Origin of the sequence: Pseudotamlana agarivorans, from assembly GCF_018860245.1 — a bacterium.
Classification (GTDB): domain Bacteria; phylum Bacteroidota; class Bacteroidia; order Flavobacteriales; family Flavobacteriaceae; genus Pseudotamlana; species Pseudotamlana agarivorans_A.
The window spans coordinates 319,672-332,244 of record NZ_JAHKPD010000011.1; the positions used below are offsets into that span (position 1 = coordinate 319,672).

Genomic DNA, 12,573 nt, shown 5'->3' on the forward strand with positions numbered 1-12,573 from the left:
ATGGCCAAAAAGAAAGAAGTAACTGTTGAAGATCGCTTAAGAGCTTTATACGATTTACAACTCATAGATTCTCGTGTAGACGAAATAAGAAATGTTCGTGGTGAACTTCCTTTAGAAGTTCGTGATTTAGAAGATGAAGTTGCTGGATTAAACATTAGATTAGATAAACTTGTTTCTAATTTAGAAGTAATTGACAACGATATCGCTGGAAAGAAAAATTTAATTGAAGAATCTAAATCTTTAATTAAAAAATATAGCGAACAACAAAAGAACGTTAGAAATAACAGAGAGTTTAACTCTTTAACTAAAGAAGTTGAATTTCAAGAATTAGAAATTGAATTAGCCGAAAAGCACATAAAAGAATTTAAAGTTCAAATCGAACAGAAGAAAGAAGTTATCGCTGAAACTAAAGAGCGTTTAAAGGAGCGTGAAAACCACCTGAAACACAAAAAGAGTGAATTAGATGCGATCCTATCTGAAACTGAAAAAGAAGAGCAAGCTTTAATCAAAAAATCTGAAGAGTATAAAGAAACCATCGATTCAAGATTAGTTGCTGCTTATACAAGAATTAGAACGAATGTTAAGAACGGATTAGCTGTTGTACCCATTGAAAGAGGTGCTTCTGGAGGATCTTTCTTTACTATTCCACCGCAAGTACAAGTTGAAATTGCTTCTCGCAAAAAAGTAATTACCGATGAGCATAGTGGTAGAATTTTAGTTGATGCTGCTTTAGCTGAAGAACAAAAAGAAAAAATGGAAAAAATGTTTTCTAAACTGTAATCCATTTTCAATCATATTTTTTAAAAGCCTTCACACTGTGAGGGCTTTTTTTATGAATTTTAATTAAGGTTCTCCCCCTTCTTTCGACTATTAAAAAAACATAAAAATTAAAATCAGCATGAAACAAGTCATACCGTTGGTCTTCTTTTTACTTATATGCAGTTGCCAGAACACGGCACAATCTAATGTTGCTCAAGAAGCCGTTATAAATGCTAAACCGGTTGAAGTGCCACTAATCAATGGCATGGCTAAAGCCTATTTTGCAAGTGGCTGCTTTTGGTGTCTAGAATCTATTTATGAAAGCGTAAAAGGTGTTAAAGCTTCAATATCGGGATATGCTGGCGGACATACAAAAAACCCAACCTACGCAGCAAGTAACACTGGAAATACGGGACATGCTGAAGCCGTAGAAATAATTTACGACCCTAAAACAGTGTCGTTTAAAACACTGGTTGATGTTTATTTTGCTTCTCAAAATGTTTCACAAGTTAACGGACAAGGGAATGACCGTGGTTCGCAATACCGTTCCATTATTTTTTATCAAAATGAAGAACAAAAACAGATTATTCTAAAAAAGAAAGCAGCATTAGCAAAAAAAATCAACGCTAAAATAGCTGCAGAAGTTTATCCTTTTCAAAAATTCTGGATTGCCGAAGATTACCATCAAGACTACAAAAAGCATCACCCCAATAATAGCTACATCCTAAACGTTTCTGTTCCACGCTTTAATCGTTTTAAAGCTAATTTCCCTAAGCATTTACTTAAAAATGGTTATTAGAAGGGCATTGCCACTTGTTTAATTTATGACTAAAGAAGTTGTGCAAACACTATATTTGCAAAAAAAGAACAAATGAAAAACGCCATACTTTTTACATGCTTCGCTTTATTATTCTTTTCCTGTGAAGATGGGCAAAAAACACATGAGATCGCCGAAAAGATAGCAGTAGCTCATGGTTTTGAACATTGGGATAAGGTTTCAGAAATAAAATTCACCTTTAATGTGGATAAAGACAGTATGCATTTTGATAGAGTTTGGGCTTGGGAACCAAAATCTGATCAGGTCACCTTATACAAAAGAAATGACTCCATTAAGTACCTTAGATCGCAAATAGACTCAACTTTAATCCAAACAGATCGAGGCTTTATAAACGATAAATTTTGGCTGCTGTTTCCTTTTCAATTGGTATGGGAGTCTGAATTAACGTTTTCAGAAGTGACTCAAACGGAAGCTCCAATTAGTAAGACCTTACTCAATAAAATTACCGTAACCTATCCTGAACAAGGTGGTTATACCCCAGGAGATGCTTATGATGTTTTTTATTCTGATGATTATATCATTAAAGAATGGATTTACAGAAAAGCAAATCGAGTAGAACCATCTATGATTAACACCTTTGAAAACCTCCAAGATTTTAAAGGCTTAAAGTTAGCTTTAGAACACAAAAAAAATACAGGTGCCTGGAATCTAAACTTCACCAATGTTCAAGTTATTACTAATAAAATTTAAGTTTAAACATCCAAATTAGGCTATTTTATCGTATATTAGGTAAACAGCTTAATATTCCGCGTTTTGCGTCTATATATATTAAAGCGCTTAAACCAATGGTTTAAGCGCTTTTCCATTTCTACAAACCAGCATTTACGCCATTTTCACCCCTAACTTTAGTCTTCTTTCCTAAATTTATAATGCTTATTTTTGTTAGAAACCCTAAACATTCCCACGGTGTTCACTCATAATACAGGCCTTGAATACGCATTAAAACAAGATGAAACTGATGATTTAAAATCTTTCAGAAACCAATTTCACATACCTCAAGACGCACTGGGGAATGACCTAATTTACATGACAGGAAATTCCTTAGGCTTACAACCCAAACAAACAAAAAACTATGTTAATCAAGAGCTAGAAGATTGGGCGAATTTGGGCGTGGAAGGTCATACAACAGGAAAAACACCTTGGCTACCTTATCATGAGTTTTTAACAGAATCTATGGCTAAAGTCGTGGGCGCTAAACCTATTGAAGTTGTCGTAATGAACACCTTAACGGCAAACCTTCATTTTATGATGGTTTCCTTTTACCAACCTACCAAAACACGCTATAAAATACTAATTGAAAGTGATGCGTTTCCTTCAGACAAATATGCTGTAGAATCACAATTAAGACATCATGGCTTTGACGACAAGGAAAGTTTGATTTTATGGCAGCCCAGAGAAAATGAAGCGTTAATACGTTATGAAGATTTAGAAACCATTCTCGAAAAAGAGGGCGACAGTATTGCCTTAATTTTAATTGGTGGCGTAAATTATTATACCGGGCAGTTTTTCGATTTAAAACGCATCGCAGAATTAGGGCATAAAAGCGGATGTAAAGTTGGGTTTGATTGCGCACATGCAGCAGGAAACACGGCGTTAAACCTACACGATTCGGGGGCAGATTTTGCCGCATGGTGTACCTACAAATACTTAAACTCCGGCCCTGGTAGTTTGGCTGGATGTTTTGTTCATGAACGTCACGCTCACAATAAAAACCTCAACCGTTTTACAGGATGGTGGAGTCACAATAAAAACACACGCTTTAATATGCGCGATGACTTCGATCAAATCCCTGGTGCCGAAGGTTGGCAACTTAGTAATCCGCCAATATTATCTATGGCTGCCATAAAAGCTTCATTAGATTTATTTGAAAGCGTTGGCATGGAAAAGCTCCTTAAAAAATCGAAAAAACTAACCAGTTACTTCGAGTTTTTATTAAATCAATTGGGAGAAGAAACCATTCGAATTATCACACCAAGCAATCCAGACGAACGTGGTTGCCAGCTGTCTATTCAGGTAAGGAATGCAGACAAATCATTACATGATAAACTAACCGGTGCTGGCGTTATTAGCGATTGGCGCGAGCCCGATGTAATACGCTGTGCTCCAACACCATTTTATAATTCCTTTAAAGATGTTTATCTTTTGGTTGAAAAACTAAAGACTATTTTAGAAACTAATTAATTAAAAATCATTTTTCATTCATAAGAAAGTTAGCAACATGAACAACAAGCAACAAAACATACTGATTATTGGCGCAGGACTTTGTGGCTCTTTACTGGCCTTACGTTTGGGACAACGCGGCTTTAATGTTTCTGTTTATGAAAAACGTCCAGATTTACGCAAAACGAACCTTAGTGCTGGTCGGTCGATAAATTTAGCATTTTCCGATCGCGGCAACAAAGCCATGAAACTTGTTGGTTTAGAGGAGAAAGTTAAAGCACTTTGTATACCCATGCATGGGCGAATGATTCATGATAAAAACGGAGATACCTTTCAATCAAATTATAGTGGTAGAAAACACGAATACATCAATTCCGTATCGCGAAATGACCTAAATGCCTTGCTTTTAAATGAAGCCGAAAATCATGAAAACGTAAACTTCTACTTCAATAAAAAATGTAAATCGGTCGATTTCCAAAATACAACAGCACTTTTCCAAGATTATGACACTGAAAAAGATTTTGTAGAAGATGCCGACGTTATTATAGCAGCCGATGGCGCAGGTTCTGTATTGAGAAAAAGCTATTATCTAGATAAAGGTTTCCTTTTTAGTTTTTCACAAGACTATTTAACTCATGGCTATAAAGAACTTAGCATTTTACCCAACGAAAATGGAGACTACCTAGCACAAAAAAACGCGTTACACATTTGGCCTCGAAAAAACTTTATGCTTATTGCGTTACCAAATTTAGATGGTAGTTTTACGGTCACATTATTTCTAAGTTACGATGAAGGCAACTACAATTTTAGCAGCTTAAAAACAGAAGAAAAAGTAGTTGCATTTTTTAAAGAAGAATTTCCAGATGCTTTACTTATCATGCCAAATTTAGCCTCCGAATTTTTCAAAAATCCAACATCACCGCTAGGCACCATAAAATGTTCGCCATGGCATTATAAAGGCAACACGCTTTTAATGGGCGATGCTGCACATGCTATTGTTCCGTTTTACGGCCAAGGCATGAACGCTGCTTTTGAAGATGTAGTCGTACTCGACGCCATTTTAAATAAAAATTTAGAGCACTGGGAAGCCACCTTCAAAACCTATCAAAAAAACAGAAAAATTGATACCGATGCCATTGCCGATTTAGCGATTGATAATTTTCATGAAATGAAGGAACATGTTATCGCCCCAATTTTTCAAGAAAAACGGAAACTCGAAATGCTTTTAGAAAAGAAGTTCCCGACGCAATACCATTCAAAATACGCCATGGTAACTTTTAATGAAAATCTCGATTATCATGTTGCCATGATTCGAGGTCGCGCTCAAGATCGTGCTATTTTCAATCTGCTTTCTAGTGGAGAGATTGCGATAAACCATAAAACCACTAATGAAGATTTAGAAAAATTCTTAGAAAAAATTAAGCACGATACCAACCAAATTCTAGAAGACCAACTAAAGGCTGGCTTAAAATATTAACTCATGAAAAAAACGGTAACACCTCGCGGCGCTTATCCTCTAACAAAACGTATTGGCAATTTTATTTTTGTTTCCGGAACTAGCTCTAGACGACCAGACAATTCTATTGCTGGGGTAGATATTATTGACGATTTAGGAACTAAACACCTAAATATAGAAGTTCAAACACGTGAAGTTCTAAAAAATATAGAAACACTTCTCATTAAAGAGGGCGCCACTTTAAATGATGTTGCCGATGTGACCACATTTTTAGTGAACATGAATGATTTTGCAGGATATAATAGCGCTTACGCGGAATTTTTCAATACAGAAACCGGCCCGACCAGAACCACAGTGGCTGTTCATCAATTACCTCACCCCGATTTACTTGTTGAAATTAAAGTGACGGCCTATATAAAATCTATATGAAAATTAAAAACTTCATAAACGGTTCTTTTGAAGATCCCATGTCAAAAGATTGGCTAGACAATTTTAATCCAGCTTATGGAACAGTTTATGCCCAAACCCCAAACTCATCAAAGGGCGATATCGATTTAGCCGTAAAAGCTGCTGAAAAGGCCTTTATGAGTTGGTCACAAACATCTTTTGAAAAACGCAGCAGGATTCTAATTAAAATTTCAGAATTACTAGAATTTCATTTGGATAAATTCGCTGAAGCGGAAAGCAAAGACAATGGCAAACCGTTGCGTCTCGCAAAAGCAATAGATATCCCAAGAGCAGCGAGCAACTTTCGATTTTTTGGAAATGCCATAACACAATTTTCAAGTGAAAGCCATGAAAGTGTTGGAGCCATGGCTATGAATTATACCTTACGCCAACCTATTGGTATTGTTGGTTGTATTTCGCCATGGAATCTTCCGCTTTATTTATTCACTTGGAAAATCGCTCCTGCCCTAGCCGCTGGCAACTGTGTTATTGCGAAACCTAGCGAAATTACACCTATCACGGCTTACTTACTGGGTGACATATGTAACGAAGCTGGTTTGCCTAAAGGTGTTTTAAATATTGTTCACGGTTTAGGCGCTACAACAGGAAAAGCCATTGTAGAACACCCCAAAATAAAAGCCATTTCTTTTACAGGAGGCACCAATACAGGTACAGAAATAGCAAAAACAGCAGCGCCCTTATTCAAAAAATTATCTTTAGAATTGGGTGGTAAAAATCCAAATATCATTTTCGATGATTGTGATTATGAAAAAATGTTGGAAACCACAGTACGCTCCTCGTTTGCCAACCAAGGACAAATTTGCCTGTGTGGCAGTCGTATATTTGTGGAAGCTACCATTTACGAACGGTTTAAAACCGATTTTATCGAAAAAGTAAAGCAGTTAAAAATTGGCCATCCATCGCAAGAATCAACCGATGTTGGCGCCATCGTATCTAAAGGGCATCTAACAAAAATTTTAAATTATATTGACATTGCTAAAACCGAAGGCGAGATTCTTGTTGGTGGAAATCAAGTGATCATCCCCAGTTTTAAAAATGGGTATTACTTAGAGCCTACAGTTATTGAAGTGGATTCAAATGATTGTACCATCAATCAGGAAGAAATATTCGGACCTGTTGTGACGCTCATGCCTTTTGAAACTGAAGAAGATGTACTAAAAATGGCAAATGATTCCAATTACGGACTCTCAGCTACTTTATGGACGAACAATTTATCCAGAACCATGCGATTAAGTAATCAACTAGAAGCGGGTATTGTTTGGGTAAACACATGGATGCTAAGGGATTTAAGAACACCTTTTGGAGGCATGAAAGCCTCTGGAGTTGGTCGCGAAGGTGGTTTAGAATCCTTACGATTCTTCACCAAAACAAAAAATGTGTGTATAAAATATTAACAAAACCCACCTTCTCTATTTAGAGCACCTTCATTTTATAGAAGTAAAAAAGACATTATAATGGATTTAAAAATTAACAATAAAAACGCCTTAGTTTGCGGTAGCACACAAGGCATAGGAAAAGCAACAGCCATGGCCTTGGCTCAAGAAGGTGTAAACGTGACTTTAGTAGCGAGAAACAGAGAAAAAATAAAGGCCGTCTTAGCTGAACTTCCCCAACATAGAAACCACAGTTACATAGTAGCCGATTTTTCCAACCCTAGAGAATTGCAAGAACAGGTGATCACGTTTATTGAAAAAAATCACGGTTTTCATATCGTTATCAATAATACTGGAGGCCCTAGAAGTGGCGCCATTTTAGCCGCTAGTCTGGAGGAATTTGAAAACGCCTTTACCATGCATATAAAATGCAACCATGTTTTGGCTCAGGCTACGATTCCGTTTATGAAATCGGAAGGTTTCGGACGTATTATCAACGTCATTTCAACTTCGGTTAAGGAGCCCATTCCTGGCTTAGGTGTGAGCAATACCATTAGAGGTGCTGTAGGTAATTGGAGCAAAACCCTTTCTGACGAAGTTGCTGAATATGGTATTACAGTAAACAACGTCCTTCCCGGGTTTACAGACACCGAGCGCTTAGCTGAAATTGTAAAGATTAAAGCAAAAGCTGAAGATGTTTCTGTTGAAGCCATGGCCGAAACCATGAAAAACTACACGCCCGCGAAACGTTTTGCACAACCAGAAGAAACAGCTGCTGTCATTGCTTTTCTTGCTAGTCAAGCTGCGGCTTATGTGAATGGTGTTAATATTCCTGTTGATGGTGGACGCACGAAATCGCTGTAAGACTCCTGAATTATTATCTTTATAATCAAGTTTCATAGAAAATAAAATTAAACCGATGAAAACTAGAAATACAGATTACATATTAGGAAGCGTATTTTTAGCATTAACAATCGCGTTTATCATCATATCGATGACCAATAAGCCATTTTTTGATTGGGTTTTTGAGCGTCATCATAATCAGTGGAGTTGGTATCTCAGACCTTTATTTTTGATACCGTTTTGCTATTTCGCCTATAAGAAAAGCTTCGCGGGAATGATGATTTCTTTGTTCGCCTTATTTACCAGCATGTTTTGGTTTCCTAAGCCTGAAATCGTCAGTGACCAGGTGATTACATTTTTAGAATTTGAAAAAAGTTACCTCTACGACTCATGGGATTTAAATAAAATATTATTAACCTTAACGATACCTATTTCGCTTTCAGCCTTGGGTTTGGCCTTTTGGAAACGTAGTCTAATGATGGGGATTGCAGTGCTCGCTTTCATGGCGACCGGAAAAATGATATGGAGTATTCAACAGGCCGGAGAATCTGGAACATCCATTTTAGTTCCAGCAATCATCGGACTTATAATTTGTTGTACAATTCTTTATTTCGGATTTAAAAGACTTGAAAGAAAGAAATAGCCGGGATGTAAATGAAGAAATTAAGTTTACATGATACGTCCCTACCCTATACTTAGAACCAAAAAATTACCTACTTTTATATATTAAACTGAATGTTTTAACAAAAACTCAAATACCCGATTTGAGTTGCTCCCTAAGGAGCTTAATAGGGTTTCTTGACATGAGCCAGTTAACATCACCCATAAATTTTAAAGCTTGGATTGAAGAAAACAGACATCTTTTAAAACCACCCGTTGGTAATAAAGTGGTTTGGAAGGACGGCGACTTTATTGTCATGGTTGTTGGCGGCCCCAATAGCAGAAAGGATTACCATTACAACGAAACGCCAGAGTTCTTTTATCAAGTTGAAGGCGATATTGTTTTAAAAATTATTGATAATGGCACACCTAAAGACGTTCATATCAAGGAAGGTGATATTTATTTATTGCCACCAAAAGTACCCCATTCACCGCAACGAGGCGCCAACACCGTTGGTTTGGTGATTGAATACAAACGCCCAGAAGGCATGCGAGACGCTTTACTATGGTTTTGCGAAAATTGTGTCACCAAACTATATGAAGAAGATTTTACGCTAGAAAACATCGAAACCGACATGCCTAAAATATTCGATAAATTCTATGGTGATGAAAACAAACGCTGCTGCCCAAATTGCGGTAAAATTATGCAAGCTCCTAAAAAAGTAAAATAAGCATATAAGCTTTACTATTCCAATTAGGCATTCACCATGGAAAAACGAAAATTACGAATAAACGGCCATTCCCACCTGCTACCCTACCCGGAAGATATTCCTGATTTCATGAGAGAAAAGGAAATTTTTTGGGTGGATAAAGAGCGGAAATTCATGCTTCAAAAAGATTGGAGTCGTCCTGTAACACATTCTAGTTTTTTTCTTGAAGAAAAGCTGGAATGGATGGAACACAACACGCTAGATCATGCCGTTGTTTTAAACTTATCGCAATTATACGGTAATGGTTTACGCGTTGAAGAAATGAAAAAAGCATTACGCTTTCAAAATGATTTTAACGCCAAAATCCAGCACGACCACCCAAATAAATTCACAAGTGGTTTTGTAGTACATCCGGGATCTGTGAATAGCGCCTGTTGGGAAATTGAACGTTGTGTAGAAACTCTAGGCTTAAAGTTACTTTGTTTACCCACGCATTACATGGATACCATAGGCACTTGGCGTTGTATTTTTGATGAAGCCAATGAACCTATTTTTGAATTAGCTAACAAATACAATTTAGCTGTTGAAATTCACCCCTATGACGGCGAAAAATTCATAAAATTAGAAAATACCTCTTGGCGTTTTCACCTCATCTGGATGCTGGCACAATGCGCCGATGCCTACCATTTTCTAACCTTAAACGGCTATCAAGATAAATACCCTAATATGCGGACATGTTTTGCTCATGGCGGACAATTGGCACAAATTAACTTAGGAAGACGTATTCAAGGATTTGATGGCAGACCCGATTTATTTGAAAACAAACACCATCCCAGAAAGGCTGTTGGCCACAAAAACATCTTTTTCGACACTTTAGTTCATGATACCGGAAGCTTAGAATTACTTATAAAAAACCACGGTTCAAAACAAGTGATTATGGGGCTTGACGACCCCTATCCTTTAGGTGAAATGGAAAACGAAAAACAATCGTCTTACCCCGGTAAGATTTTAGATTTGGCTAAAGAAAGAGAAATCATCAATCAAGACGAATACGAGGCCATTTGGGAAAACAACGTGATTCAGTGGTTACATGGTGATGATAAATTAGCCAAAGAAAAGTTGATTAAAAGAATTTTAAGTTAATTTTGAAGCTTCTTAAGCATCAAATACAACAACAAGAATTAAACGCCAAAACACATGCATTTTATATCGGAAGCCTTAGATGATTATGTTGTAAAACACTCTGAAAACGAGCCAGAATTACTACAGCAACTCACCCGTGAAACGTATCAAAAGATACTGCAACCACGTATGCTTAGTGGGCATTATCAAGGCCGTGTGTTAAGTATGATTTCAAAACTGGTCAACCCAAAAAATATTTTGGAAATAGGTACATATACGGGCTATTCGGCGCTTTGTTTAGCGGAGGGCATGCAAAAAGATGGCGAACTCCACACTTTAGATGTTAATGAGGAGTTGTTTGATTTTCAGCGTAAATATTTTGACAAATCTGAGTACGGTACTCAAATTTTTCAGCATTTAGGCGATGCCTTAGAGATTATTCCAAAGCTAAATAAAACCTTCGATTTGGTTTTTATTGATGCTGATAAAGAAAATTACCCCAATTATTTCAACCTTATTATTGATAAACTCAATGTTGGCGGGATTATTCTATCCGATAATGTATTATGGAGTGGAAAAGTCTTAGAAGCCCTAAAACCCGATGACAAATCCACTAAAGCGGTTTTAGAATACAATACCTTACTCAAAGAAGACCCTAGAATTGAAACCGTGCTTTTACCTATTCGTGATGGTTTGACGATTAGTAGGAGGTTGTGATTGTTTTTTCTGGTTCTCCTGTATTACAGTTAATGTTGATGTATATATGGTTTGTTGCGTATTTTAAGCATCTAATTTAGCAAACATGTCTACCGACAGGCAGGCACAAACCGAATAGAATCCCGATAGCTATAGGGATGTGAGGATTTTCGTAAGTAAGCTAAAACTCTAGCAATAAATTATATACTTTGTAGGCTGTAGTTTTTTATATTCAGTAAATTTGTATTTTAGAAAAGTGGAAGAACAAGGCTATATAGAATTAAGAGTGACTAATAAGGATAATACCTTAAGTCCTAAAGACATTGATATTAATGAGGTAAAAGACTTTATATCAGATGTTGAAACATTCTTGTATCCAAATCGAAAGGAAAAACAAAATCGACCACATATGTCTTATGACATAGAAGAAGGTTCTGCCAAGCACAAATTCTTTTTACCAATTACAGCTGTTATATTATTCAATGGATTAACAAGTGAAATCAGAAGTAGAAACAACCTTGATTTTCTTGACTATAGAAGACAGTCTATAATTGATAAATTCCAGAAAAAAGCAGTTAAGGAAGGTTATATAATTGAGTTCAATAATTCAATTTCAGAAGAGTCATCATTAGTTATAGATTATTCTACAAATTTCGAAATGATTGCTCCAACTTTTTATGAAAGCGAATTTTATCTTTATGGTGAAATTTATCAAGAAGGTGGTAAAAATCCGAATTTACATGTTAGCACTAAAAAGTATGGTAATCTAACTATTTCTGCAACGAAAGAGCAGATAATGAATGGCGAAAAGAAGACGTATAAACCATATGGAATAAAAGTCAGAGGTAAGAAGAGCCTTGAAGACCATAAATTATCTGATTTAGAATTAATTGAATTTATACAATACAAACCTGTTTTTAATAAATCTCTTTTGGAAAAGGTTATTGAAAAGGCTTCTGTAAATTTGAGTAAAATCACAAATGTTGATACTTGGATTGATGATTTAAAAACAGATGGAATATGAAAGGAATAAGTAGTGTTCTTTTAGATAATTCTTTCTGTATTCGATTATTAAAATCAGATGATGAATACCATCAAAATGCGAAAGATTACTTTGAGTATTTTTTAGAAAATGGAATAGAAATGTATCTTTCTACTATTGTAGTTAGTGAATATGCTGTTGGTGATGATCCAGATAATCTACTTTCACTTAATGCTTTTAGATTGTTAGAATTTGATTATGCAGATGCTAAAACTGCTGGTAGCTTTTTTTTAGAACTCAAAGGAAATGAAACTTTAAGGGAATCAGAGCAAAGAAAAGTTATAATCAACGATATTAAGTTATTCTCTCAAATTCATAATAGAAAAATTGATGCTTATATCACAAAGGACAGGAAATCGTTAGGAAAAATGATTGAACCTTTGGGAAAATCACATAATTTAAATTTCGAATTTATTGATTTAACAATTCCCCTCAATGATAAATTAGGAAGATTGTTTTAATTCTATCAAAATTGTATTCAGGTTGTTTTAACTAAAAAAAAGCCC

At 35.9% G+C, this 12,573-nt stretch carries 14 protein-coding genes; all 14 read left to right on the forward strand.

Going from position 1 to position 12,573, the window contains the following annotated elements; all coding sequences use genetic code 11:
* Positions 1–780: a zinc ribbon domain-containing protein gene (locus tag KO493_RS06245; RefSeq protein WP_216067081.1), complete on the forward strand. Its 780-nt coding sequence runs from the start codon at positions 1–3 to the stop codon at positions 778–780.
* Positions 781–898: 118 nt separating this feature from the next.
* Positions 899–1,558 (forward strand): peptide-methionine (S)-S-oxide reductase MsrA, encoded by a 660-nt coding sequence (gene msrA, locus KO493_RS06250; RefSeq protein ID WP_216067082.1) that lies wholly within the window; start codon positions 899–901, stop codon positions 1,556–1,558.
* A 72-nt stretch (positions 1,559–1,630) separates the two neighbouring features.
* On the forward strand, positions 1,631–2,287 hold the full coding sequence (locus KO493_RS06255; RefSeq protein ID WP_216067083.1) for a hypothetical protein: 657 nt from the start codon (positions 1,631–1,633) through the stop codon (positions 2,285–2,287).
* Between the two features lie 189 nt (positions 2,288–2,476).
* Complete coding sequence (gene kynU / locus KO493_RS06260) at positions 2,477–3,778, forward strand: kynureninase (protein ID WP_216067084.1); 1,302 nt, start codon at positions 2,477–2,479, stop codon at positions 3,776–3,778.
* A 37-nt stretch (positions 3,779–3,815) separates the two neighbouring features.
* Complete coding sequence (locus tag KO493_RS06265) at positions 3,816–5,234, forward strand: FAD-dependent oxidoreductase (protein WP_216067085.1); 1,419 nt, start codon at positions 3,816–3,818, stop codon at positions 5,232–5,234.
* A 3-nt stretch (positions 5,235–5,237) separates the two neighbouring features.
* Positions 5,238–5,642, forward strand: coding sequence for a RidA family protein (locus KO493_RS06270; RefSeq protein ID WP_216067086.1), 405 nt, complete (start codon positions 5,238–5,240; stop codon positions 5,640–5,642).
* On the forward strand, positions 5,639–7,075 hold the full coding sequence (locus tag KO493_RS06275; protein ID WP_216067087.1) for an aldehyde dehydrogenase: 1,437 nt from the start codon (positions 5,639–5,641) through the stop codon (positions 7,073–7,075). The genes KO493_RS06270 and KO493_RS06275 overlap by 4 nt, the downstream gene beginning before the upstream one ends.
* A gap of 60 nt (positions 7,076–7,135) precedes the next feature.
* A complete protein-coding gene (locus KO493_RS06280; RefSeq protein ID WP_216067088.1) occupies positions 7,136–7,918 on the forward strand; it encodes an SDR family oxidoreductase in 783 nt (260 codons plus the stop codon).
* 55 nt (positions 7,919–7,973) lie between these two features.
* A complete protein-coding gene (locus tag KO493_RS06285; protein ID WP_216067089.1) occupies positions 7,974–8,540 on the forward strand; it encodes a hypothetical protein in 567 nt (188 codons plus the stop codon).
* Between the two features lie 160 nt (positions 8,541–8,700).
* Entirely contained in the window at positions 8,701–9,228 is a 528-nt protein-coding gene (locus KO493_RS06290; RefSeq protein WP_216067090.1) for a 3-hydroxyanthranilate 3,4-dioxygenase, read from the forward strand.
* Positions 9,229–9,264: 36 nt separating this feature from the next.
* On the forward strand, positions 9,265–10,350 hold the full coding sequence (locus KO493_RS06295; RefSeq protein WP_216067091.1) for an amidohydrolase family protein: 1,086 nt from the start codon (positions 9,265–9,267) through the stop codon (positions 10,348–10,350).
* 54 nt (positions 10,351–10,404) lie between these two features.
* Positions 10,405–11,046, forward strand: coding sequence for an O-methyltransferase (locus KO493_RS06300; protein WP_216067092.1), 642 nt, complete (start codon positions 10,405–10,407; stop codon positions 11,044–11,046).
* A gap of 235 nt (positions 11,047–11,281) precedes the next feature.
* Positions 11,282–12,049, forward strand: a complete 768-nt coding sequence (locus KO493_RS06305) for a hypothetical protein (RefSeq protein WP_216067093.1) — start codon at positions 11,282–11,284, stop codon at positions 12,047–12,049.
* Positions 12,046–12,528, forward strand: coding sequence for a hypothetical protein (locus KO493_RS06310; protein ID WP_216067094.1), 483 nt, complete (start codon positions 12,046–12,048; stop codon positions 12,526–12,528). Before KO493_RS06305 ends, KO493_RS06310 begins: the two co-directional genes overlap by 4 nt.
* Positions 12,529–12,573: the final 45 nt, after the last annotated feature.